The following is a 24951-nucleotide window of genomic DNA, read 5'->3' on the forward strand; positions in this document are numbered from 1 at the left end:
CCGCCAGCCGCACGACCGCCCATAAAACGGAATATATGCGACATCTCTGCGCACGCCACTGGATGGTGCGGCGCGAGGTAAGGGGTTTGGATCGCGTGCGGCGGCGTCGACCGTGCCCGTGTGCTGTCAGTGCGAGGCCAGCGGCACGGCGGCTTCTCGGCGACCGGATCGCAGACCGTCAGCCACCCCGGAGAGCTCCCCCGGACGGCCGACGGGCAGACTAATGACTTCCGGAACCAGCCCAGCCCACCCGCAGGAGCGGCCTGAACTCCTTGAGGCAGACCGGCGGGCCATTGACGAAGACCGCGGACCAGGGGCCCCGGCCGACCAGCGCCTCGGCTACGTCGACGCGCCTGTGGTGACGGAGCAGAACGCCGATGAGCGATCAGGCATCGCCGCGGCCGTCGTCATCCATGGCACGTTCGTCGGCAGAGACGGCGCGACGACCTCGCCACGTGGGAGCCGACCCGCTCGACAAGAGTCAGGACTTGGCGGCCGCGGTCAGTTCGCCGGCGATGAGCACCCGGTCACGAGGGGGACCCTCGGCGCCGTCGATGGTGCGGCCGGCTTCGACCTCGTCGTCACTCCAGGACCACCCGAACAGTGCGCCGTGAGCACCGCGCTCAGGCTTCGTCACTTCGATGAAGCAAGAGCTGGCAGGGAGACCAGGCATTGACGCTCCAACAACGTGGCTGCTGCGCTGAAGCGCGCCCGCCACACCTTCCGGGCGACGAAACCCCATTGGTCGACGGGTTCACATATGACGTCAACGCGCGGATCCCAAAAAAATGATTCACCCGCCACGTCCGTTTTTGCCGTTCGTTTGTGATGCATGAGCGTATAAAAGCCTTCAGGGAGGTGACGATCATCGACAGGCGGACATTTTCCAAGATTCTCGCTGCAGGGACAGCCGGAGTATCGCTGTCGGCGCTCACGGCAACGTCGGCCTCGGCGCCCGGCCGGGAAGTGCCCATGGCGCACCTCATGGGCAAGCCGGGGAACACATCCTTCGACTCACTGAAGCAGATCAATGCCGGGGTCCTGAACATTGGGTACGCCGAGGCCGGTCCCGCCAAGGGTCCCGTGGTCATCCTCCTGCACGGCTGGCCCTACGACATTCACAGTTATGTCGACGTGGCGCCTTTGTTGGCCGCGCGGGGCTACCGGGTGATCGTCCCGTATCTGCGCGGCCATGGCACGACGCGCTTCCTCTCAAGCAAGACGTTCCTGAATGCTCAGCAGTCGGTGTTTGCTCTCGACCTCATCGCGCTGATGGATACACTGAAGATCAGCAAGGCGATCCTCGCCGGCTTCGACTGGGGATCACGGACGGCTGACATCATCGCGGCGCTCTGGCCCGAACGCTGCAAGGCGCTGGTCTCGGTGAGCGGCTATCTGATCACCAATCGCGAAAACAACAAGAAGCCTCTGCCGCCGAAGGCCGAGTGGGCGTGGTGGTATCAGTACTATTTCGCCACAGAAAGAGGCCGGCTCGGCCTTGCGAAGTACACGCATGATTTCGCGAAACTGATCTGGCAGAACGTCTCCCCGACGTGGCATTTCGATGACACAACGTTCGAACGCACTGCGGCGGCCTTCGATAATCCGGACTGGGTCCCGATCGTGATCCACAACTATCGCTGGCGACTTGGCCTGGCCAAGGGCGACCCCCGATACGACCGTCTCGAAGAACGACTTGCCCAGAGCCCCGCCATCTCGCTGCCCACGATCACCCTTGACGGCGAGTTGGATCCCTTCACTCCTCCCGGGGCCGGCGCCGGCTATCGCAGCCACTTCACCGGCCCCTACGCCCACCGGACCCTGAAGGGCATCGGCCACAACGTGCCGCAGGAAGCTCCGAAAGACTTCGCCGAATCGGTCGTCGAAGTCGACGGTTTTTGATCGCGCCACCTGGAGTGACCGTCTCGTCTCACCGCTGAGCTCAGCGTGTCAGCCGTTCGTACCAAAACCTACGAGCAATTCGTATGAGTTCCGGGCCAAGAGGGGTCAGTCGATCGTTGAGGGCAATGGACCGCGCCTTCGCTCATCACGAAGGAGCCCGTCGACCGGGACCAGCCCCGTGGTGATCGCGCCGTGGCCGGAAGCGTCAGACGCTCCTGATACGACGCACGGGAGGTCTCAGCCACCCATCGACCGGTCCGGCGCATGCGCGCAGAACACGGTGCTGTGCGGGGAGCCCACATCGTTGCCCTGACGAAACCCTCGAGTTGCGCGATGTGATGTGCAACCTCCTGCCGCCACCCCATGCCTTTGAGGCCGTCACTGGCTTACGCAAGTCGAGTTCGACTCAAGTGGTGCCGAGTTTGTGATCGTGGCACGCTTCGCACTGACGCAGCCATCTGCCATTTCGGCGAGGCGTTCCCCGGTCGCACGTTGCCGATGCGGCCATCCCTCAACACCGTCATCTCTGACTCGCCGGCGCAGAGGCGAAGGAGGCACTTTGCCCACCGCGATCGTCCGCGTTCTCCGGACACCCGAACTGCGCAATAAGTTGCTCTTCACGCTCGGCATGATCCTCCTGTTCCGCTTCGGGGCGCACGTCCCGATCCCCGGGGTGAACTACGGAAACGTCCAGACCTGCGTCAATGCAGCACAGGCCGCCAACAGCCGGCTACTCGGTCTGTTGAACCTGTTCAGCGGCGGGGCGCTGCTACATATCGCAGTGTTCGCGCTCGGCATTCTTCCGTACATCACAGCCAGCATCATTCTTCAATTGCTGACCGTCGTCATCCCGAAGCTGGAGGCGCTCAAAAGAGAGGGCTCGGCGGGGCAGGCGAAGATCACCCAGTACACCCGCTACCTCACGATCGCGCTCGCCGTGCTGCAGGGCACAGGCCTGGTCGCAACCGCCCGGAGCGGCGCCCTGTTCAGCGGCTGTCCAGTCGCCTCGGACATCGTGCCGGACAAGTCGATCTTCATCACCGCCACCATGGTGATCACGATCGCCGCGGGAACGGCCTGCGTGATGTGGCTCGGCGAGCTGATCACGGACCGCGGTGTAGGCAACGGCATGTCGATCCTGGTATTCGTCTCGACCGCAGCCACTTTGCCCGGCACGCTGTGGGCCATCAAACAGAACGGCAAGATCGCCGGTGGCTGGATCAACTTCGGCAGCGTCATTGCCGTCGGATTCGTCATGGTGGGCCTGGTCGTCTTCGTCGAGCAGGCCCAGCGCCGCATCCCGGTGCAATACACAAAGCGGGTGATCGGCCGGAAGTCCTACGGTCACGCATCCACATACATCCCACTAAAAGTCAACCAGGCGGGTGTAGTTCCTGTCATTTTCGCATCGTCGCTGCTTTACATTCCACAGCTCATTGCACAGTTCTCCAGTTCGACCTCGGGGTGGAAGGCATGGATCGAAAGTAACTTCGTCAAGGGCGACGACCCCTACTACGTAATCACCTATTTCCTGTTGACGGTCTTCTTTGCCTTTTTTTACGTGTCGATCACGTTCAACCCCGAGGAAGTCGCGGATAACATGACGAAATACGGGGGCTTCATTCCAGGAATCCGAGCCGGCCGACCCACCGCCCAGTATCTGGGCTATGTCCTCAACCGGATGACGTGGCCCGGAGCTCTTTACCTGGGAGTGATCGCACTGGTACCAACAATTGCCTTTTCGAGTTACGGCGGCGCCAGCAGCCTCAGCGGAACAAGCATCCTCATCATCGTGGGCGTGGGCCTGGAAACGGTAAAGCAGATCAACAGCCAGCTCCAGCAGCACGATTACGAAGGCTTCCTCCGCTGATTCCCGGCCAGGGGACGGGCGATCACCGGGCGGTGCTCTGCATCGCTGCTTGGCGACGGCCCAGTGGTAGACGTGCGGTGGCCGGTCGGTCTTGGTCGTGAAGGTCAGCTCCTCGGGAACCCGGGCAGCTTTGCAGCGGTCGGGATCCTCCGTCCAGGACCTGGGCAGATACAACTCCTGGTTCACCGGGGCCCGCCCTGGTCGTGGTCGGCGAACTGGAACGCGACGGGTCATGCCTGGTCAGGGGCGGTCGGCGAACTGGAACGCGACGGGTCATGCCTGGTCAGGGGCGGTGGGCTACTTGTGCGCGGGCTGCCGTGGTACGCACGTACGGTGCTCGCAACGCGGTCACTCGAAGCCGAGACCATCCGCACTCGGATCCAGAAGGGGAACGTCGAGCCAACACCGTTCATCCGGACCGTGACAGCCGGGAAAAGCCTCGAATCCATCGCAGGTTTTCGCCGACGGATCCCCGGCGCACGACGTTAATATCGCGACCCGTCCATCCGATTGAGACCGCGAGGTACCCGTGGCGCCCCTCAGCAAGCTCTACCTCCAGCTCGACGATGTTGAACTTCCGGACGTGATCCCGTACTCCCAGGTGAGCGCATGGGAATTGCGCTTTCTCTACCTGTTGGGACGTCATCGGCTGACTGGAGCGGGCAAGGTGATCGAGCTCGGGTCGGGCGGCGGCGGATCGACGTACGCGCTCGCACTCGGTCTGCAGGAGAACCCGGACTTCGACAAGAAGACCAACAAGCTGCACGCGTACGACTTCTTCCGGGTCGGGAAGGGCACCTTCGCCTCCGAGAAATTCTTCTCGGCCGGGACCGCGCCCGAGGGCACCAACTCCTTCCTGGACGACTTCAAGGACAAGCTGAAGCCGTTCATCGACTTCATCGAGCTGCACCCCGGCGACATCTGGCAGACCTCCGACCCCGAGGACCACACCCCCATCGAGTTCCTGCACGTCGACATCGCCAAGACGGCACGGGTCTTCCGCTGTGTGGCCGAGCGCTTCCTGCCCCGCCTGGAGCCAGGGTCCGTTCTGCTGCACCAGGACTTCGCCAGCCCCCGGCTGCCGTGGCTGCACTACAGCACCGGGCTGCTGCTGCCGTACATCGAGATCGCCGGGCCGCCCATCCGCTCCACACTGGCCTTCGAGGTGATCAAGCCGATCCCGCAGGACGTGCTGCGGGCCATAGCCGAGGACGCCTTCGACACCGACGAGAAGCTGAAGCTGATGTCGGACGTCCAGGATGCCGTCGACCGGGACTACACCGACGGGATCCCGTTCAAAGCCGTGATCGAACTCGCCAAGGCCTATGTCGCCCACTACGAGGGTGACCACCGCCGCGCCTGGAAGACAGCCAAGCCGCTGACCTCGAACGAATACCTGAGCCGGACCCGCAAGGACCACTTCGCCCAGCTGGAGAAGGCGCTGAACGCGGCCGAGCCCAGCGGCGGATCCTCTGGTCTTGCCCGGCTGGTCAAGAAGGTGACGCGCAGGGCGTAGCCGCCGGGTGGTGCCGCTGGCGCCGGAGCGCCCCCAGGGTGGTGGCCGCAGCCGGTACCGGGACCGGCAGGTACTGGCCGCGATCATCGTCGTGGCCACCACGGGCTGCGCCTGGGCGCAGGTCTGCGGCGACAATCTCCACGACAGCCAGTCCTTCGAGCCGCTGGTGCGTGGCATTCCGCCCATCCGCTCCCGCCGCGGAACACACGGACGAGGGCCCGACAAGCTCCACGGCGCCGCAGGCCGCCGCCGGCCCGGCCTGCGTCGCCAAGATCCCCATGCGACCGGTCAGGAATGGAGAAGCGAAACCTGCACCCCGTCCGTAGCGTGAAGCGCATGGACATCAAGCTTTCACAGTGCTTCATCGCCGTTGACGATCACGACAAGGCACTCGCCTTCTACCAGGACGTTCTCGGCCTGGAGGTGCGCAACGACGTCAGGTTCGATGGGATGCGCTGGGTGACCGTCGGCGCGCCGTCGCAGCCGGACGTGGAAATCGTCCTCGAGCCGCCGCTCGCGGACCCGAACGCCTCGCCCGCCGACAAGAAGGCCATGGCGGAACTGCTGGCGAAGGGGCTGCTGCGCGGTGTCATTTTCAGGACCGACGACTGCGACGCCACCTTCGAGCGCATCCGCGCCGCGGGTGGCGAGGTCCTGCAGGAGCCGATCGACCAGCCGTACGGCGTCCGTGACTGTGCCTTCCGCGACCCGGCCGGCACCATGCTGCGCTTCAGCCAGCCTCGCAGGCAGTGAGCTCCGGTCCCCCGAACCGGGCGCTACTCTGCGGGCGAACCCCGCGCCGCATCGAGGCCAAGGGCTGTCCCGTGATCCCTGACGGGCACGCGACGACAACTATGGCACCTCGCCGGCTTGTCGGAACATCCGAATACACTCAGTATGCGGACGCCCCTCCGCCTTGCGATGCACCGCATTCGACGTCGCGCGCTGCTCCGCCAGGGGTGCGGGCACAGCCCTTGGGCGCGAGGCGAACGAGATGCCCGAACGCGAGGTGATGCGCGACGGCCGCTGGTTGGTCTGACGCCTCGGCCGGGCGCGCCGCGTGGCCGAGGTCCAGAGGCGCCACGGGCCGAAGCGGCGTGGATGCCCTGGTTCTTGCGTCGAGCGCGCCCCCGGCCGACGCCGCCGGTCTGGTAGACAACGCACCATTGCCGCAACCGCGCCGACGAAGGAGAACAGGAGTACTCCTCGAAGCTGGTCAGATCGAGCCAGGCGACGCCGACGGAGACCGCGAAGGCGGCCCCACCACCCAACAGATGGAGACACGAGAAGCATGGCCAAGAGGACGGACACGCGGTCGACTGCGCTGCCCGGTGCGGACAGCCACGATCTGATCCGCGTGCACGGCGCGCGCGAGAACAACCTCAAGGACGTCAGCATCGAGATCCCGAAGCGCCGGTTGACGGTGTTCACCGGCGTCTCCGGCTCGGGCAAGAGTTCTCTGGTGTTCGACACGATCGCCGCGGAGTCGCAGCGGCTGATCAACGAGACATACAGCGCCTTCGTGCAGGGCTTCATGCCGACGCTGGCGCGGCCCGAAGTCGACGTACTCGAAGGGCTGACGACCGCGATCGTCGTCGACCAGCAGCGGATGGGTGCCGACCCCCGCTCCACGGTCGGCACCGCCACCGACGCCAACGCGATGCTGCGCATCCTCTTCAGCCGACTCGCCAATCCGCACATCGGCCCACCCAGCGCGTACGCCTTCAACGTCCCCTCGGTCCGGGCGAGCGGTGCGATCACCGTCGAGCGCGGCGCCAAGAAAGCGGTGAAAGCGACCTTCACCCGCACTGGCGGCATGTGCACGCGCTGCGAAGGCCGGGGCACGGTTTCCGACATCGACCTCACCCAGCTCTACGACGACTCCAAGTCGATCGCCGAGGGCGCGTTCACCATCCCCGGCTGGAAGTCGGACAGCTTCTGGACCGTGCGGGTCTACGCCGAGTCGGGCCTCCTCGACCCGAACAAGCCGATCTGCAAGTACACCAAGAAGGAGATGGAGGACTTCCTCTACCGGGAGCCGACCAAGGTGAAGGTCGAGGGCGTGAACCTCACCTACGAGGGGCTGATCCCCAAGATCCAGAAGTCGTTCCTGTCCAAGGACAAGGAGGCTTTGCAGCCGCACATCCGGGCGTTCGTGGAGCGCGCGGTCACTTTCACCACCTGTCCTGAGTGCGACGGCACCCGGCTCAGCGAGGGTGCCCGGTCGTCGAAGATCAAGCGGATCAGCATCGCCGATGCCTGCGCGATGCAGATCAGCGACCTGGCCGATTGGGTCAGCGACCTCGACGAGCCGTCGGTGGCGCCGCTGCTCGCCGCGCTGCGGCACACTCTCGACTCGTTCGTGGAGATCGGCCTCGGCTACCTCTCACTCGACCGGCCGTCGGGCACGCTGTCGGGGGGTGAGGCGCAGCGCGTCAAGATGATCCGCCACCTCGGCTCCTCCCTGACCGACGTCACCTACGTCTTCGACGAGCCCACCATTGGCCTGCACCCCCATGACATCCAGCGGATGAACAACCTGCTGCTGCGGCTGCGGGACAAGGGCAACACGGTGCTCGTAGTGGAGCACAAGCCGGAGACGATCGCGATCGCCGACCACGTCGTCGACCTCGGCCCCGGCGCCGGTACTGGGGGCGGCAGCGTCTGCTTCGAGGGCACCGTCGAGGGGCTGCGGGCCGGCGGCACCATCACCGGCCGCCATCTCGACGACCGGGCCGCCCTCAAGGACGCGGTGCGGACGCCCACCGGCACGCTGGAGATCCGCGGCGCGACAGCGCACAACCTGCAGAGCGTCGACGTCGACATCCCGCTCGGGGTGCTCACCGTCGTCACCGGCGTCGCCGGCTCCGGAAAAAGCTCACTCGTGCACGGGTCGATCCCCGTCGGCGCGGGTGTGGTCTCGATCGACCAGAGCGCCATCCGCGGCTCGCGACGGAGCAACCCGGCGACGTACACCGGACTGCTCGACCCGATTCGCAAGGCGTTCGCGAAGGCCAACGGCGTGAAGCCGGCGCTGTTCAGCGCCAACTCCGAGGGCGCCTGCCCCAACTGTAACGGCGCGGGCGTCATCTACACCGACCTGGCGATGATGGCTGGCGTCGCCACCACCTGCGAGGAGTGCGAGGGGAAGCGGTATCAGGCATCGGTGCTGGACTACCACCTCGGCGGCCGCGACATCAGCGAGGTGCTGGCAATGTCGGTGACCGAGGCCGAGGAGTTCTTCGGCGCCGGCGAGGCACACGCGCCGGCCGCGCATCGCATCCTCGGCCGGCTCACCGACGTCGGGCTCGGCTACCTCAGCCTCGGCCAGCCACTCACTACGCTGTCCGGCGGCGAGCGGCAGCGGCTCAAGCTGGCCACCCATATGGCGGAGAAGGGCGGCGTCTACATCCTCGACGAGCCGACCACCGGCCTGCACCTCGCCGACGTCGAGCACTTGCTCGGCCTGCTCGACCGGCTCGTCGACTCCGGCAAGTCGGTCATCGTCGTCGAGCACCACCAGGCGGTCATGGCGCACGCCGACTGGATCATCGACCTCGGCCCCGGCGCCGGCCACGACGGCGGCCGGATCGTCTTCGAGGGCACACCCGCCGACCTCGTCGCCGACCGTTCCACCCTCACCGGCGAGCACCTCGCGGCCTACGTCGGCACCTGACCGAGGCCCTCGCGGGCACCCTGAGACGAGTTCTCTCATCGGTGTGAACTCGCCCCACTTGGTACCGATATCGATCGTTTCCGGACAGTCGGGCGGCACTGCCGGCGAAGGGCCTGCTGCACGCTGTTCTCTTCAGGACCGACAACTGCGACGCCACCCTCGAGCGCATCCGCGCCGGGGGTGGCGAGGTAGCTGTCGTCGTGTGCCCGCCAGGGATACAAGGGGCATCCCTTAACATCACCCCTCCCGTCCGCGCCGCGGACCAGGCAGATGGACTCTTCCGGAACGCTCTGGCGAACCGGCAAGGTGACGTTCGTCCGGAATCCCGGAACCTTGAGGCGGAGGAACGGAAAAAACGATGCCAGGCCACGCGAAGAGATACGGCTCAGCCAAGTATCCCCAGGTTTCATGGCTGCTGGCACAGGCGGCTCGAGCGAATCCCCAACGAGCACCTCCCCCACGGGTCCGCCACCGATGCTCTGCTGCGGAGAAAATCTCACCCTCTCCATCTGCTTGAGTCGCCCTGGAATTTCGCATACGGAAATTGCCGCTCCAGCGATCACGCCTACCGCAGGTTGCGAGAAGGCACTCCAGCAGGGTCGTCATTTCACCTTCTCCTCACCGGGGATCGCTGCTCACCTCATCGGTGTGTCACGGATCGCCACAGCGGTGAAACAAAACATCCTTCAAGCAACCCCTCAGACGGGTGGCGACGGCGGCGAACAAGCCGCCGCTTCCGGTAAGCCCACCAGCCGGTTGCACAGCAGACAGCGAGCTACGGGGGCCTTGAAATCCGGCACCACATGTCCATCGTCGCACTCAAGTCGCCATATTTCGCGCTCCACATGCAGCGCACCCCGGAGGCAGGGAGGTCGTCAATTCAGACGGGAATCGGTGTGGGTCCACGTTTCGCTTACGGGCCGTCCGGCAGAGCAACATCCAGCTCCGGTGAAATCCAGCGTTCCTCGGCAGGAAAGGCTCCGGCCGGGCCCACTCGCATCCTGTGCCGTACCTCAGAGGGGAGCACCAACCATCTTCAGCGAAGCAGGAGTTGGAACAAAGCCCTCAGGGCTGTCCCGTAATCCCCGGCGGGCGCACGACGACAGCTACGGCGCCTCGCCGCGTTGTCGGAACGTCCGAATACATCCAGTATGCGGACGCGCCCCTCCGCCTTGCGATGCACCGCATCTGACGCCGCGCGCTGATCCGCCAGGGATTACGGGACAGCCCTTAGGGACGGAGGCCATCGAACGTGATGTTCAGATGGCGGGGGCCGCGCAGGACCGCGTTCTGCCGGTAGGGGGGCGGGTCCTCCACCAAACGGGGGTTGTCGAGCCTGCGGGCCAGCGCGGTCAGGGCGAGCTGCGCCTCCAGCCGGGCGAGCGGCGCGCCGAAGCAACTGTGGATGCCGCTGCCGAAACCGAGATGCTCGTTGTCCTTGCGGTCCGGGTCGAATCTATCGGGGTCCTCGAAGCGCTCCGGGTCTCGGTTGCCGGCGGCCAGGACGAGCCAGATCGACGAGCCCTTCGGGATGGTAACCCCGCGGACCTCGATGTCCGCGATGCACGTACGTTGCGGCACCAGCTGCACCGGAGGCTCGTAACGCAGCAGTTCCTCGACGATGTTGACGGCGAGGCGCGGGTCGTCCCGGAGCCGCTGGAGGACCTCCGGGTTGCGCAGCAGGGTGAGCATCCCGTTGGTGATCAGGTTGACCGTCGTCTCATGGCCGGCGATCAGCAGCAGGGCCGCGGTACTGAGCACCTCCATCGTGGTCATCGGACCGTCCGGTCCATGGCTGGTCACCAGCTCGGAGAGCATGTCGCCACCGGGTGTCCTGCGGCGCTCCTCGACCAGCCCGGCCAGATACATGCCCAGCTGCACCCGGGCCTCCTCGGTGACGCGGTTCCGCTCGGTGGGGTCGTCCCCCGGAGCCGGATCCAGGCCGGCGGCGATGGTGTCCGCCCACGAGTGGAAGCGCGCCTCGTCCTCCCGCGGCACCCCGAGCAGCCGGCAGATCACGGTTACAGGAAAGGGGTACGAGAACTGGTCGACCACATCGATCCGGTCCGCGTCCCCAAAGCCGGCGATGAGGTCCGAGACGATCCCGGCAAGCTCGTCATGCATGGCGTGGATGCGTCGAGGACTGTGCGGGGGACCGAACGGACGGTTGGTCATCCGACGCAGCCGGTCGTGCTCCGGAGGGTCGAGCCGCAGGAAGCTCGGCGGCAGAGCCGTCTCCCCCGCCTGCTCGGACAACTCGTCGCCGCCGCGCGCGGTGAGATTGGAGGCGTCGGAGCTGATCCGCGGGTCATGGAGCAGGCTCTGGATGTCCCAGTACGTGCTGATGACGTACGGGCCGCCGTCCTCTTCGTGCAGCACCGGGGTCTTGCGCAGTTCCGTGTACAGCGGATAGGGGTTGGCGCGGTTGGCGTAGTCGGTGATCTGGCGCAGGAGCGGGGCTTGCGTCATAGCAGGTCCTTGGGGGCGTGGGAGCAGAGGAGGCCGTTTCGGCCTCGGGCAGTGGGCTGTCGGGCGCCCCGCCGGTGGTCAGGAGTGGGCGGGCTTGAAGACCAGCCGTCGGTCGGCCGGCGAGTAGCCGCTGAGGGTGACGGTCGGCCCGTGGGTGGGCAGCGACGGGTCCGGGAAGTCGGCCGGGACGGGCTGCCTGCCCTCGGGACGGCGGTCCACGGTCCGGAACGTCGGTGGGAACGGCGCGGCCGTCTCGATCAGCCCCTGGTAGAACTGCAGCCACCGTGCGTTGTCGAAGGTGACCGCACCGATGACGCGGCCCTGATAGCCGTACGCCGCGGTGAAGCGGCGCTCGGCGAGCGCCCCCTGCGTAATGAGGATCTCCTCGCCCATGGAGGGAACGCCGACCGACTTGATGTTCACCCCGAACTGGGACGACCAGAAGGCCGGCACCCACATGTGCGGGCGACGGTCCGTGCTGGCGCTGATCATGTTGTGCGCCGCCACCTCGGCCTGGGTGACGGCGTTGCCCCAGTGTTCGAGGGAGAGGAACTGGTAGCCGAAGAGCGGGTGCGGTGACCGGGCCACATCACCGGCGACGAAAATGTCGTCGGTCACGATGCCCCGGAAGTCGAAGGCCCGGCATCCCGCGTCGCAGGCGATCCCGCGGGGTCCCGCTCCGAGCCCGGATCCGGCCAGCCACTCCGTGTTGCGGGTCGCGCCGAGCGAGACGACGACCACGTCCGTCTCGACGGTGCTGCCGTCGGACAGATGAGCGGCGCGCACCCGCCCCGCCGAGTCGCCCTCGAGGCTGGTGACCATGACGCCGGTGCGCAGGTCCACCCCGTTCTCGCGGTGCAGCTCCGCGGCCACCGCACCGACCACCCCGCCGAGCGCACCCACCAGGGGGGCATCGGCCCGCTCCGCCACCGTGACCGGGAGATCACGCGCGCGGCAGGCGGAGGCGATCTCCGAGCCGGTGAAGCCGGCCCCGATCACGAACACCCTCCGGGGCGAGTCCGTCAGCCGCCGCTGCAGCCCGGCCGCATCGTCACGCGTCCGCAGGACGAAGACGCCGTCCAGCTCGGCCTCTGCCGCGTTCGGCCACGGCCGGGCCCGTACACCGGTCGCGATGAGGAGCCGGTCGTACTCCACCTCGTCGCCGTCGGCCAGCAGCACCCGCTTGGCCGCCATGTCCAGCCCGGTCGCCGCGACACCGAGCCGCCACTTCGCCTCCACCGATCGGCGCCGGGGCAGTTCGGTGTGCTTAGGCGACGCGTTGCCCAGCAGGACCGACTTGGAGAGAGGCGGCCGGTCGTACGGCTCGTACGGCTCGTCACCGATCATCGTGAGCAAACCCTCGAAGCCCTCGTCGCGGAGCGTCTCGGCCGCCCGGAGGCCCGCCAGTGAGGCGCCCACGATCACGATCCGGCCTTCGCGCCTGAGCCTCTCCAGGAAGTCGTCAGCGGCCATGGGACGCCTCCTCGCCCGGCGCGTCCGGTGCGTCGACCAGAATGGCCTGGACGGGGCACGCTGCGACGGCGCGCGCCACGCTCTCGCGCTGTTCCTCATCGGCCCGTGGGTTGTAGGTGAGCGCCTCGTCGCCGTGCATGGCGAAGACGTCCGGCGCGAGAAACGCGCACTGCGCGTATCCCTGGCATTTGTTGAGATCGACGACAAGCCTCATCAACGATCCGCCCCTTCCGGCGGCCCGGTCCGGCATCGTCCGCGTGTGCTCGGCGGGGGCGCCCGGACGGCGGTCATCTCCCCCACGTCAGCATCGGAGGGCTGGTGGGTCAGCGCTCGCCCGGGCGAGCCGAAGGAGTGAGCACCCACGCGGCCGCGGGGCCGGGATCGCGGTCAGGACGCGCCCGCGGCATCGGTCCCGGTGACGCGGCTGACCACGGGAATGCAGATGCTGACGATGAGGGACCAGGCCGGGAAGACCGGATCCGCCCAGGCGATGTCGGCCGTGACGAAGAGGGGCAGGCGGGAAGGCCGTACCCGTGTGGCGCCTACCCTGGGATTTCCGTGCGTTCCCACCATTCGTAGATGGGCAATTGCCCCTCGGCGGTCTCCTGGTGGCGCGTCGTTGCCCTGAAGTGCTCGTACCCGCCGCGGAACGGGATCTTGAGGTCGGATCCGGGCGTGGTGAGGGGAACGATGCGCTGGGGGAGATCGTCAGGGCCGCCCTCAAGGACTGCCTTCGTTGCGTTGGTCATGCCGAGAGTCTCCCCGGACAGTGGTCCGGCCTCGCCGAGACGCGCCGTAAGGCTCGCTGGGCGTCCCCCGCCGGTAGCGCCCCGTCGTCGGTCTGCGGCTCGTCGACGACGTACATCACTCCGACGGGCGGTGCAGGGCCAGAAGCGCCTGGTCGTCCTGGCGTTTGCCGCCCGCATGACGTCGTACGTCGCCGACCAGTGCGTCGAGGGTCTGTGACGGCGTGACACGTGTTCCGGCTCGCGCGCCGCGCCGGAGCAGGACGGGCAGACGGGCGGCAGCGTCGTAGAACCTGCCGGCGGCATCCCTGGACTCGGTGATTCCGTCCGTATAGCAGAGCAGGGTCGAGCCGGGCGGGAACGAGAAGCTGTCGACCGGGAAGACCCAGTCCCCCAGCGTGACGATCCCCAGGGGAGGCGCTTCCTGCGAGGGTTCCAGGACTGTCGCCGTCCCGTGCACGTCGAGGAGCAACGGCGGCGGGTGGCCGCGGTTCACCATCCGTACGACATTCAGGTCGGTGGAGAACTCCGCGACCAGGGCGGTGGTGAAGCCCTCCTGTTGTTCCAGGCCCCCGCGCCGTCCTCCCTCGCGCAGCAGGGCCCTTTCCAGCGCGAGCACGAGCTGCGCGAGGTCCTCGGCCTCGTCCGCGGCGTACCGGAAGGCGCCGATGTCCGCGCAGACCGCATTCACCGCGCCCAGCCCCTTACCGCGCACGTCTCCGACCATGAGGCGGGTGCCGTGCGGGGTGCTCTGCACGACGTACAGATCCCCGCCGATCATGGCCTCGTTCTCGGCGGGCACATAGCGTGCCGCGATCTCCAGACCGTCCAGCCGTGACGGTGGGCGGGGCAGAACGGCGCGCTGTGCCACGGCCGCGACGTGGAGTGCGCGCCTGGTCCTGGCGTGCTGACGGTGCAGGGTGCGGTTGATGAGGACGGCGAGCACGGTGACGGCCAGGAGAGTGACCTGGTTGGGGACGCCGTGGTGCCAGCCGAGGGTGCCGTCCATCCTCGCCAGCCCGGCGTGTACCGCCATCGACACGAGACCCACTGTGACAATGCCCCAGGGCATCAGAAGCGGAGCGGCCGAGACCGGCGCCACCATCAGGAGCGGGGCGGACGTCACATCGGGTGGTGTCGCCAGGTCGATCACCACGGCCAGCACGATGACACAGGCCGGGATCCACAAGGCTCTACTCTGCTGCACCACTCCCTCACGTTCCCCGGAAGGCGCGCGCGCCGCATCCCGGACGGCGCGAAATGTGGTCGCCGGCCGGGCCGCCGCGAAACTCCCGGAGTACGTCGGCGGTAGGTCTCCCGGTCAAAGCCCGGTGGCCGCCCGCCACGTCGACCGCGCTTGCGCCGGGGACGCTGTTGGTCGCTCTTCTCAGGGATCGTGTGCGCGATGCCGCGCTCGCGGGCAGGTCTCGACCAGGTTGCTCAGGCCTGCACGACCGGATCATGGAAGGCAGACATGGCCTGGCGTATGCCCGTGTTCGCCTGGCCACCTTCTGCCGCCCGTTGCCTCCCAGGGCGGGTAGGTCCGGACACCGATGTGCGGGCACGGTCACGGGACGGGCAAGAGCACCACGAAGACCGGGGCAGGGACACAGCAGCCCTCGCCCCGGTCCTCCCGGCCTTTCTGACGGGTCAAGCGATCATGAACTCCTTGACCCGTAGTGCGCGTTCGACGATCCGTACGTCGCCGATCCAGCCGTGCATCAGCTGATCGAGAGCGCCGCCGTACTCGTACGCGCCGAGCAACCACGGCAAGCCGACCGTGGCCAGCCCAACGGTCCGGGTGTCGGGGTTACGAGCGACGACGCACCCGTCGATGTACATGGTGGTGTGCGATCCGTCGTTGACGACGGCGACGTGCCACCACCGTTCACGCTGCAGTTCATGGCTCCAGTTGGTGATGGCCCCCGGCTGGTTCAGCGGCGCGGCTGCCCATTGCATCCCGGGTCCGTCCGACAGGGACAGAGTGGCCACAGGCTCGTCCGGGTCGCCGATCGTCTTGCCTGCGGAGCCGAGCGTGCCCCGTCGGCCCAGGACGCCGCCCCAGGCGTGGCGTCCGGCATCCCAGTCAGCAGGCAGCCGGAGGAAGGCCTCAATGGTGTATCCGGAGCGGAATGTCTTGGTGTTGAGGGGGGCGTTGTTCTCCGTGGACAGGTACGAGCCGTGGAGTGGTCCCTTCCCTCCGCCGAAGTAGAGGCTGCCGTGACCCGGTTGGTCCGGGTGGTGCTCGTCCGACCAGCGCAGTGTGTCCGGCTCGCTGCCGGCGACGGTCCGGCGCACCAGGTCGTTGCGGTCTCCGGACAGGTCGGGGACGCGCAGGGCGGCATCGGCGGCCGAGCCGTCCGGGTGCTTCGGGGAATCGAAGCGCCAGTATGCGACAGTGCCGGGTATCAGCAGTTGCTCGGCGGGGCGGGGTTGACGTGCGGGGACGGGTGCGAAGCCTGCGAATCTGTGCTCGAAGTCGAGGGGGATGCTGAAGCGGTCCTGCGGGCCGGTCAGTTCGATCTCGGCGCGTTCCAGTTCGTTGAGCTTCTCGCCGGCGCGACCGAGGATCCACGGGGAGATCGTCTCTACGTCGATGGTGTTCCTGGCGAGGTCGAAGCGGTAGAGACGGATCATCGCGCTGCCGCCGTAGTAGCGGTTCTGGTAGTTGGTGATGTGCAGATGGACGTCGTTGCCCGCGGTGTTCCTGCGGGTGGTGCGCCCGGCGGGCCAGTAGTGGCCGTTGAGGGTGAGGAAGATCTGGTCGTGCCCTGCTATCAGCTCGTCCCACAGATGCTTTCCATGACCGGAGAATTCGGCCTCGTCGCCGTCCGCGTTCGCGTACACCAGTTCATGCGTAGTGAGGATGACCGGCGTGTGCGGATGTCCCGCGATGACGTCCTTCGCCCAGGCGAGCCCGGCCGCCGACGGCCGCCAGTCGAGCGCCAGCACCAGCCACTCGCGGCCCGCGGCGCGGAACAGGTGGTACGTGTTGTAGCCGTCCGACGTCGCGCCGCCGAACGTCGGTAGGCGTCGCATGCGTTGGGGGCCGAAGGTGTCCAGGTACGGGGTGCGGCCGCGTCGGTCGTCGGTGGAGGACTTGATGTCATGGTTGCCCGCGACGACGCTGTAGCCCACTTGCTGCCGGTCGAGAAGGGCGAACGCCTCGCCGATGGGCCCGAATTCGTCCGGGTGGCCGCTTTCGGTCAAGTCGCCAAGATGGGAAAGAAATACGATGTTCTCGTCGTGCCCGTGATCGAGGACGTAACGCAACGACGCCTCGACCGGTGCCTTGTTGATGCTGGCCCCGTCGAAGAGGTACTGGGTGTCCGGCATGACGACGAAGGTGAATCTCGCGTCGTCCGGGTCGGGGCGCCACCTGCCGCCGGCAGCGGTGTTCTGGTGCGGCTGGGCTGCAGCGGGGCCGGCGGCCGCGAGACCTGCGGTGGCGATCGCGGCGCCACCGAGAGCGGTGGCGCGCAGAAACGTACGGCGCGCGGCGGCAGGCAGGAGCGGACCGTCGGGCTGGTGGAGCGGGCTGCACATGGAATTCTCCGCGGAGGACGAGCGTCGGGGGACCAACAGCAAGCTAGCTGCGGCGAGTGGGGAGAAGCTGGGCCTCAGCGGCAACAACTGGGCGGCGAGTACATGAATGGGAGGAACGGCTTCCGGTCGCAGCACCGAATCCTGGCGGACGAGTCCCTCATGTTCTCCGTGCTGTGGACGAAGGTCTCGGCGCCGGGGAACGACGCACTGGAGACCTCATGGGTGCCCCCAGCGCCGCCGGCGCCACTCGGAGGTGCGCCTCAGCACGGCGAAGGGCCGCTTGCGCTTTCCCACTCGGTGCCGCCACCGCCGAACCGCTTCATCAGGCGGCGTACCGAGAGAGCCGGTGTGATGGCCCGGACGAAACGGCCCGTGCCCGTCCTCGGTACGGGGACGTGATCCGGTACTCCGGCCCGTGTGCGGACGTACGCTGAGACCAGCCGGTCCGGTACCCGCTGGGCTACGGGCGCAAGGGGACGGCCCTCCACCGGCCCGGCCGGTGAACCGGACCGGCGGGGCGCATGGAGCCCTGGAGCCGCGCCCGGTGGACCGTCGCAGAGATCTCGACGGTCACCTCGATCAGCACCCTCGCGCAGGAGGACTCAGTGACCACTCCACCCGCACGTGCCGTCGAGCGCCGTCACCCGGTACCGGACGCCGCTCTCACCTGGGAGCCGAGCGAGCGCCGGGTGCGCGGGAAGAAGGGCACGACCGTTGTCGTCGACAGCCGCCGACCGATCCTCGTGTGGGAACCCGGCCATGCCGTTCCGCTCTACGCCTTCCCCCAGGACGACGTCCGCACCGATCTGCTCCGCCCGGCGGCCGCCCCCCACGCGGGTGCGCACTCCGGCTCCACGGTCTTCTACGACCTCGTCGTGGACGGCGTCACGGAGCCGAACGCCGCATGGACCTTCCCGGGCGCCGAGCTCGCCGGGCACATCGCCTTCGAGTGGTTCGGACGCGTCGGCGTGGGCCCCGACCACTGGTACGAGGAGGACGAGGAGATCTTCGTCCACCCCCGCGACCCGTACTCGCGCGTGGACGCGCTCCGCAGCTCACGGCATGTGCGGATCGAGATCAACGGAACACTGGTCGCGGACACCCGCAGCCCGGTGCTTCTCTTCGAGACACGCCTGCCTGTCCGCTACTACATCCCCCGCGACGACGTCCGCCTCGATCTGTTCACCTCGACCGACCTGCGTACGGGATGCCCCTACAAGGGGACGGCCGTGTACTGGTCCCTGACCGGCACGGACAGCGACACACCGGCGGATGTGGCGTGGAGCTACCCCGACCCCCTCCCGGCCGCGGGGGCGGTCAAGGGCCTCATCGCGTTCTACAACGAAGCCGTCGACATCTTCGTGGACGGGGAGCGGATGGAACGCCCGGCCACCGGCTTCACTCGGCGTCCGGGCGCGTGACGGAGGGCCGCATCGGGCTCGTACGAGCCCGATGCGGCGTCGTCGCCCTGGAGCCTGTGCCCGCGCACGACTCGTACGCGTCCTCAACGGCAACGGGCGCGGGAATACAAGGGACCGTGTGATCGTCGGGCGTCCGCGCGATCCGCAGGAGCACGGCGGCGTGGTCAGGGCTGCGGCGGCCGGTCCTCACCCCGCTCAGAACCGAGTTCGTCCTTGAGCTTGTCCTGGGCCGCGTCGACCTGGCCGGTGTACTTTCCCTGCGTCTTGGTGTCGATGGTGTCGCCCGCCTTGTCGATGCCCTTTTCCGCCTTGTCCTCGTGGCCCTTCAGCATGTGCTTGATCTTGTCCATCATGGACATGGGTCCTCCTCAGCGAGTCACCCCCACCTCTCCAGGGTCGCCACACAGCGCCGCTCCCGCATCCGCGCGAGCGGTCCGCAGGACCGTCGGATCAGCAGATCCGGGGCAGCTGCTCCCCGATCGGCAGGTCGACCACGCGCGTCCCGCCGAGCCCGGTGCGGGCCACGACCATGCCGGGATGCGCCTCCACGGCCTCGCCGATCACGGTCGCCTCCGCTCCCAGCGGATGCGCCCGCATCGCCTCCAGCACGGCTTCGGCGTGCTCACGGGGGACGAACGCGACGAGTTTGCCCTCGTTGGCCACGTACATCGGGTCGAGGCCCAGGACGGCGCAGACGTTGGCCACGGCCGGCGGGACCGGCACGTTGCGCTCCTGAATGACGACACCGGTGCCCGATGCCCCCGCGATCTCATTGAGCGCCGCGGCCAGTCCGCCACGTGTGGGGTCGCGCAGGACATGGAGGTCGGGGGTGACCGCGAGCATGGTCTCCACCAGCCCGCCCAGGGCCGCGCAGTCGCTCTCGATCTCCACCCCGAACTCGAGGCCCTCGCGCACACTCATGATCGCCACGCCGTGCACGCCGATCGCACCGCTCGCGATCACGACGTCGCCCGGGACCACTCGCTGGGGACGCAGATCGACGCCGGCCGGGACGAGGCCGATCCCGGCGGTGTTGATGAAGACGCCGTCGCCATGACCGGCGTCCACGACCTTGGTGTCGCCGGTCGCCACCTCGACGCCCGCGGTGCGCGCCGCTGCGCCCAGCGCGTCGGCCACGCGTGCGACGACCGAAAGCTCGACGCCCTCCTCCAGAATGAACCCGCAGGAGAGGTAGGCGGCCCTGGCACCGCTCATGGCCAGGTCGTTGACCGTGCCGTTGACCGCGAGGTCGCCGATGCTGCCGCCGGGGAAGAACAGGGGCCGCACGACGTACGAGTCCGTGGAGAAGGCCAGCCGGGCGCCGCCCAGCGACACCACGGCGGAGTCGGTCAGTTGCGCGAGCACGTCGCCCCCGTAGGCGGGCGCGAAGACGTGCTGGACCAGTTCGGCCGAGAGTGCGCCGCCGCCGCCGTGGCCCATCACCACCCGCGGCTGGTCGCGCAGCGGTGCGGGGCAGGTCCACGCCGTGAGGTCGAGTACGGCCGCCTCGCCGGGACCGCCCGCGGTCGCGGTGACGGCGGTGTTCAGTGCTTCGGTGGTCTCAGGCAACGGGGCTCGTCTCCCTGGGTTCGGTCCTGATGTCCAGGCGCCGGTAGAGGTAGTACGCGGCGCAGGCGCCCTCGCTGGAGACCATGGTGGCCCCGAGCGGATTGCGCGGGGTGCAGGTGGTACCGAACGCCTCGCACTCGTGGGGCTTCAGCAGTCCTTGCAGGACCTCACCGCTGCGGCATTCGGCGGGCTCCTTGGTGTCGATGCCGGTGACGGAGAAGCGGTACTCGGCGTCGTAGTCCCGGTAGCGTGTGGAGAGCCGCCAGCCGCTGTCGGGGATGGTGCCGATGCCGCGCCAGGCGCGGTCGGTGACTTCGAAGACGTCGTCCAGCATGGTGAGCGCCGCGGGGTTCCCGTCCGGGTGCACAGCGCGCGGGTACGCGTTTTCCACGGTGTGCTGACCGCGCTCCAGCTGCAGGACGGTCCGCCGTACGCCTTCGAGGATGTCCAGCGGCTCGAAACCGGTGACCACAATGGGGACCTGGAACCGTTCGGCCAGCTCCGGGTACTCCCGCATGCCCATCACACTGCACACATGGCCGGCGGCAAGGAACCCCTGCACCCGGCAGCTCGGCGACTGCATGATCGCCTCGATGGCCGGGGGGACCCGCACATGAGACACCAGCAGGCTGAAGTTCGGGATGCCGAGCCTGCGTGCCTGATACACCGTCATGGCATTGGGTGGTGCGGTGGTCTCGAATCCGATCCCGAAGAAGACCACCTCACGGTCGGGGTTCTGCTGGGCGACCTTCAGGGCGTCGAGCGGCGAGTACACGATCCGCACGTCGCCGCCCTCGCTGCGAACCCGGAACAGGTCACGGCCGGTTCCGGGGACCCGGAGCATGTCCCCGAACGAGCAGAAGATCACCTCGGGGCGGGAGGCGATCTCCAGCGCCTTGTCGATGACCTCCAGCGGTGTGACGCACACGGGGCAGCCCGGACCATGGATCAATTCGACCTGGTCCGGAAGGAGTTGGTCGATGCCGTGCCGGATGATGGTGTGCGTCTGTCCGCCACAGACCTCCATCAGCGCCCACGGGCGGGTCACGATGGAGTGGATGTCGTCCAGCAGTCGGCGCGCCAGGTCCGGGTTCTGGAACTCTTCGATGTACTTCACTGCTGAACCTCCTGCGGCGCCTCGGCGCCACCGGTCGGGGACGTTCCGCCGGCCTCTGCCGCCAGTTCCCACGGATCTCCGAACTCCTCCTGGAGCAGACCGAGTTCGGCGAAGAGGCCGAGCGTCTTCCGCGCCGACTCCTCGTCGAGTCGCTGCAGGGCGAACCCCACATGGACGATGGCGTATTCACCGACCTGGAGGTCCGGCAGATATTCCAGACACACTTCCTTGACCACACCACCGAAGTCGACGGTGGCCATCCGGGTACCGTCGCGTTCCTCGATGTCCATCACTCTGCCGGGTACCGCCAGGCACATGGCTGCTCCTTGCTGTGGGGGCGTTGCCCGGCTCCGCCGGGCAGGACGTCAGTCGGCGGCGCTCATGTGCGCCGCTCCGGTGCGGGCGGCCACCATGAGCTGGCCGAGCGCCAGTCCGCCGTCGTTCGGGGGGACCTCCCGGTGGCGCAGGACGGTGAAGTCGTTCTCGCTCAGCGTCCTGGCGCACCAGGAGGAGAGAAGGGTGTTGGCGAACACGCCGCCGGTCAGGGCGACTTCGTGCAGGCCGTGCTGTTCGCGGGCCGAGGTGCACACCTGGAGCACAAGATCCGCGACGGCCCCGTGGAAGCGTGCGGCGACGAGCGTCGGTGCCGTGCCGGCGCGCACGTCGTCGACGACGGCTGCCAGTACCGGCGACGGGTCCATGATCAACCGCTGCCCGTCCGCTGCGCCCGCCGGGCGCAGCGCGAAGCCGTAACCGGGTCCGAGGTCCGCGGCGGCGCCGATCGCGGCGGCCTCCAGTTCGACGGCGGCCTGGGCTTCGTACCCGGCCCGGTGGCAGACGCCGGCCAACGAGGAGACGGCGTCGAACAGCCGGCCCATGCTGGAGGTGGGGACGCAGTTGAGGTTTCTCTCCAACTGCCGCAGCACCACGCGTCGTTCGTCCGGCGGACAGGCTGCCGTGCAGGGCAGATCCTCCGCCGCGCCGATGCCCGCCGCGTAAAGATGAGCGAGCGCTATGCGGTAGGGCCGGTGCACGGCGGCATCGCCGCCGGGCAGCGGAACGTACGAGAGGTGCGCGAAGCGGTGGTACGTCTCGTAGTCGGCCAGCATGATCTCGCCGCCCCACACCGCACCATCGTCCCCGTAACCGGTGCCGTCGAACGCGACGCCGATCACTCGGCGGCTGCCGTCCCTTCCGTGCTCGGCCATCGCGGCGGCGATGTGCGCGTGGTGGTGCTGTACGCGGACGACCGGCCGGCCGTCGGCCCGGCGCAGGGCCCACTGGCCGGTGCGATAGCGGGGATGCCGGTCGGTGGCCAGGATGCCGGGGCGCACTCCGGTGATGGTCTCCACGTGCCGTTCGGCGCGTTCGAAGGCGTGCTGGGTGGCGAGGTCGTCCATGTCGCCGACATGGGCGGACAGCCAGGCCCGGTGTTCCTCGGCGAGGCAGAAGGTGTTCTTCAGGTCGCCGCCGGTGGCGAGGGTCGCCGGTACCGGATGCGGCAGGGCGAGCGGCAGCGGGGCGTAGCCCCGTGAGCGCCGTACGATCAGCCGCTCCCCGTCGCAGACGCGCACGACGGAGTCGTCGCACGGCACATGGATCGGGCGGTCGTGCGTGAGCCAGGCGTCGGCGAGGTGGGCCAGTCGCTCCAGCGCCTCGTCGTCATCCGTGACGATCGGTTCACCGGCCACGTTGCCGCTGGTCATGACCAGAAGGCGCGGTCCCGGCGGGTCACCGGGCAGGCCCAGCAGGAGGTGGTGCAGCGGGGTGTACGGGAGCATGACCCCGAGGTCGGGGCTGCCCGGGGCGACCGCGTCGGACGGCCACGGGGCGCGGGGGCCCGGGCGGGCGTCGGTGCGGCGTCGCAGCAGGACGACGGGCCGGACAGCGCCGACGAGCAGGGCCCGCTCCTCGCCGCCCAGTTGCACGAGGTGCGCGATGTCGTCGATGCCCCGGGCCATCATGGCGAACGGCTTGTCGCCGCGGGCCTTGCGGCGGCGCAGCAGGGACACCGCCGCGGAGTTCTCGGCATCGCACGCGAGGTGGTAGCCGCCGAGTCCCTTGATCGCGAGGACAGCGCCGTCGGACAGCAGCCGACGGGCCTCCGCGACCGGGTCGCGTCCGGTTGCGGGCTGTGCCGGCAGTGCGCGGTCCGGCTGCCCGACGAGCAGTCGCAGCCGGGGGCCGCAGTCGGGACAGGCGACCGGCTGTGCGTGGAAGCGCCGGTCGGCGGGGTCGGCGTACTCGCTGGCGCAGTCGGCGCACATCGGGAAGCGGGCCATGGTCGTGTGTGCGCGGTCGTACGGCACTCCGGTGACGATGGTGAAGCGGGGCCCACAGTGCGTACAGGTGATGAAGGGGTGGCGGTGGCGCCGGTCTGCCGGATCGGCCAGTTCGGTGAGGCAGTCGGCACAGGTGGCCACGTCCGGGGAGACCAGTGTGCGGGCCGGTCCGCCGGTCCTGGAGTCCTCGATGCTGAAGCGGGATCCGCCGGCGGCGGGGACTTCCCTGTGGTCGACGGAGTCCACCAGGGCGAGCGGTGGGGCGTCCGCCGCGATCCGGTCGCAGAACAGGGCCACGGCGGCGGGGGCGCCCTCGACCTCGGCGACGACGCCTTCGGTGGTGTTGGTGACGTGTCCGGCCAGCCCGAGCCCGGTGGCGCGGGCGTACAGGTAGGGCCGGAAGCCCACGCCCTGCACGACGCCGCGGACCACGACACGCCTGCGTTGCACGGCTCCGGCGACGGCGGTCCCGGGCTGTGGGGTCGTCACGGGCGGTGCTGCGCCGCGGAGGCGGGTGCCGTCGTCACGACGAACGGCTCGTCCGGGTGCGCGTGGGCGTGCGGGCCGGTGTGCGGGTGATCATGGGTTCCGAGGTCCGGATGCGTGTGCGTATGCACGCCCGTATGCGTGTGGGTGTGGGTGTGCTGGCCTCCGTACGTGTGCTGGTGGGACGCGTGCTGCCGGGCCATCACCGGTGTGTGGACCGGGGCGCCTTCCCCGGCGGCCAGGGCCCGGTCGAGGAGCGTGCCCACCCCCTCACCCCGGCGGGCAGCGGTGAGCACCACGTCCACACCGGGGTTGACCTGCTGGACATGGGCACGGAATGCGGCTTCGTCGAATCCGACGGCCTGTGCGATGTCGGTCTTGGTGACCACGACGAGCTGGGCCAGTCCGAACGCGGTGGGGTACTTCAGCGGCTTGTCCTCGCCTTCCGTCACGGAGGCGAGGACGACCCTGAGCGTCTCCCCGAGGTCGTACGAAGCGGGGCAGACCAGGTTGCCGACGTTCTCGACGAAGAGGATCCGGGTCCCGTCGGGCAGCCAGTCGTCGATGTGACGGCCCAGCATTCCGGCCTCCAGATGGCAGAGTCCGTCGGTCAGCACCTGCTTGACCGGGACTCCTGACCGGGCCAGGCGGACCGCGTCGTTCTCGGTGGCGAGGTCGGCGGTGAGCGCGGCGACCGGCACTCCCTTCTCCCGGGCCCGGCCGAGTTCGCGTTCCAGCAGTTCGGTCTTGCCGCTGCCGGGGCTGGAGAGCAGGTTGACGACGGTGGTGCCGCGCGCCGTGAGCGCGGCTCGCAGGCTGCGCGCGGTCGCTTCGTTCTTGGCGAGTACCGCCTGCTGCAGGTCGACTTCACGGCACAT

19 protein-coding genes and 3 pseudogenes are annotated in these 24951 nt (G+C 68.3%); 8 read left to right on the plus strand and 14 right to left on the minus strand.

Annotation, left to right across the window (positions count from 1 at the left end; all coding sequences use genetic code 11):
- Positions 1–481: 481 nt before the first annotated feature.
- Positions 482–637, minus strand: a complete 156-nt coding sequence (locus tag AB0N06_RS10585; protein WP_366134313.1) for a hypothetical protein — start codon at positions 635–637, stop codon at positions 482–484.
- A 227-nt stretch (positions 638–864) separates the two neighbouring features.
- On the opposite strand from AB0N06_RS10585, the gene AB0N06_RS10590 reads away from it, so the two are divergent.
- The 7 genes and pseudogenes from AB0N06_RS10590 to AB0N06_RS10620 form a co-directional block, all read left to right on the plus strand.
- Positions 865–1902: an alpha/beta hydrolase gene (locus tag AB0N06_RS10590; RefSeq protein WP_366134355.1), complete on the plus strand. Its 1038-nt coding sequence runs from the start codon at positions 865–867 to the stop codon at positions 1900–1902.
- 559 nt (positions 1903–2461) lie between these two features.
- Entirely contained in the window at positions 2462–3772 is a 1311-nt protein-coding gene (gene secY / locus AB0N06_RS10595; protein WP_366134314.1) for a preprotein translocase subunit SecY, read from the plus strand.
- A gap of 529 nt (positions 3773–4301) precedes the next feature.
- Positions 4302–5288, plus strand: a complete 987-nt coding sequence (locus tag AB0N06_RS10600) for a class I SAM-dependent methyltransferase (RefSeq protein ID WP_366134315.1) — start codon at positions 4302–4304, stop codon at positions 5286–5288.
- 7 nt (positions 5289–5295) lie between these two features.
- Positions 5296–5523, plus strand: a pseudogene (locus tag AB0N06_RS10605) (hypothetical protein); the annotation flags it as partial.
- Positions 5524–5624: 101 nt separating this feature from the next.
- Complete coding sequence (locus AB0N06_RS10610; RefSeq protein ID WP_366134316.1) at positions 5625–6041, plus strand: VOC family protein; 417 nt, start codon at positions 5625–5627, stop codon at positions 6039–6041.
- A 538-nt stretch (positions 6042–6579) separates the two neighbouring features.
- Complete coding sequence (locus AB0N06_RS10615) at positions 6580–8964, plus strand: excinuclease ABC subunit UvrA (protein ID WP_366134317.1); 2385 nt, start codon at positions 6580–6582, stop codon at positions 8962–8964.
- 92 nt (positions 8965–9056) lie between these two features.
- Positions 9057–9155: pseudogene (locus tag AB0N06_RS10620) on the plus strand (VOC family protein); the annotation flags it as partial.
- Positions 9156–10194: 1039 nt separating this feature from the next.
- Here AB0N06_RS10620 and AB0N06_RS10625 read toward each other — a convergent pair.
- From AB0N06_RS10625 to AB0N06_RS10655, 7 genes and pseudogenes are all read right to left on the minus strand, one after another.
- Positions 10195–11433: a cytochrome P450 gene (locus AB0N06_RS10625; RefSeq protein WP_366134318.1), complete on the minus strand. Its 1239-nt coding sequence runs from the start codon at positions 11431–11433 to the stop codon at positions 10195–10197.
- 78 nt (positions 11434–11511) lie between these two features.
- Positions 11512–12906, minus strand: coding sequence for an FAD-dependent oxidoreductase (locus AB0N06_RS10630; protein WP_366134319.1), 1395 nt, complete (start codon positions 12904–12906; stop codon positions 11512–11514).
- On the minus strand, positions 12896–13120 hold the full coding sequence (locus AB0N06_RS10635; protein WP_366134320.1) for a ferredoxin: 225 nt from the start codon (positions 13118–13120) through the stop codon (positions 12896–12898). The genes AB0N06_RS10630 and AB0N06_RS10635 overlap by 11 nt, the downstream gene beginning before the upstream one ends.
- A 328-nt stretch (positions 13121–13448) precedes the next feature.
- A complete protein-coding gene (locus AB0N06_RS10640; protein WP_366134321.1) occupies positions 13449–13655 on the minus strand; it encodes a DUF5988 family protein in 207 nt (68 codons plus the stop codon).
- A gap of 115 nt (positions 13656–13770) precedes the next feature.
- The gene (locus tag AB0N06_RS10645; protein WP_366134322.1) at positions 13771–14862 is read right to left on the minus strand and encodes a PP2C family protein-serine/threonine phosphatase; all 1092 of its coding nucleotides are present in this window, start codon (positions 14860–14862) and stop codon (positions 13771–13773) included.
- 89 nt (positions 14863–14951) lie between these two features.
- Positions 14952–15071, minus strand: a pseudogene (locus tag AB0N06_RS10650) (IS5/IS1182 family transposase); the annotation flags it as partial.
- 231 nt (positions 15072–15302) lie between these two features.
- On the minus strand, positions 15303–17198 hold the full coding sequence (locus AB0N06_RS10655) for a LamG-like jellyroll fold domain-containing protein (RefSeq protein ID WP_366134323.1): 1896 nt from the start codon (positions 17196–17198) through the stop codon (positions 15303–15305).
- A 605-nt stretch (positions 17199–17803) separates the two neighbouring features.
- Between AB0N06_RS10655 and AB0N06_RS10660 the strand changes: the two genes are divergently transcribed.
- The gene (locus AB0N06_RS10660; RefSeq protein WP_366134324.1) at positions 17804–18619 is read left to right on the plus strand and encodes a DUF427 domain-containing protein; all 816 of its coding nucleotides are present in this window, start codon (positions 17804–17806) and stop codon (positions 18617–18619) included.
- Between the two features lie 164 nt (positions 18620–18783).
- Here the strand turns inward: AB0N06_RS10660 and AB0N06_RS10665 are convergent, their stop codons facing one another.
- From AB0N06_RS10665 to hypB, 6 genes are all read right to left on the minus strand, one after another.
- Complete coding sequence (locus tag AB0N06_RS10665; RefSeq protein WP_366134325.1) at positions 18784–18978, minus strand: antitoxin; 195 nt, start codon at positions 18976–18978, stop codon at positions 18784–18786.
- Between the two features lie 91 nt (positions 18979–19069).
- The gene (gene hypE / locus AB0N06_RS10670) at positions 19070–20167 is read right to left on the minus strand and encodes a hydrogenase expression/formation protein HypE (protein ID WP_366134356.1); all 1098 of its coding nucleotides are present in this window, start codon (positions 20165–20167) and stop codon (positions 19070–19072) included.
- A 13-nt stretch (positions 20168–20180) separates the two neighbouring features.
- Positions 20181–21305, minus strand: a complete 1125-nt coding sequence (gene hypD / locus AB0N06_RS10675) for a hydrogenase formation protein HypD (protein ID WP_366134326.1) — start codon at positions 21303–21305, stop codon at positions 20181–20183.
- Positions 21302–21622 carry a HypC/HybG/HupF family hydrogenase formation chaperone gene (locus AB0N06_RS10680; protein ID WP_366134327.1) on the minus strand — a complete coding sequence of 107 codons (321 nt, stop codon included), beginning with the start codon at positions 21620–21622 and terminating at the stop codon, positions 21302–21304. Before AB0N06_RS10680 ends, hypD begins: the two co-directional genes overlap by 4 nt.
- Before the next feature lie 48 nt (positions 21623–21670).
- Positions 21671–24076 (minus strand): carbamoyltransferase HypF, encoded by a 2406-nt coding sequence (gene hypF, locus AB0N06_RS10685; RefSeq protein WP_366134328.1) that lies wholly within the window; start codon positions 24074–24076, stop codon positions 21671–21673.
- Complete coding sequence (hypB, locus tag AB0N06_RS10690) at positions 24073–24951, minus strand: hydrogenase nickel incorporation protein HypB (RefSeq protein ID WP_366134329.1); 879 nt, start codon at positions 24949–24951, stop codon at positions 24073–24075. Before hypB ends, hypF begins: the two co-directional genes overlap by 4 nt.

It is taken from the genome of Streptomyces sp. NPDC051020, from assembly GCF_040683105.1.
In the GTDB taxonomy this organism is placed as follows: Bacteria; Actinomycetota; Actinomycetes; order Streptomycetales; family Streptomycetaceae; genus Streptomyces.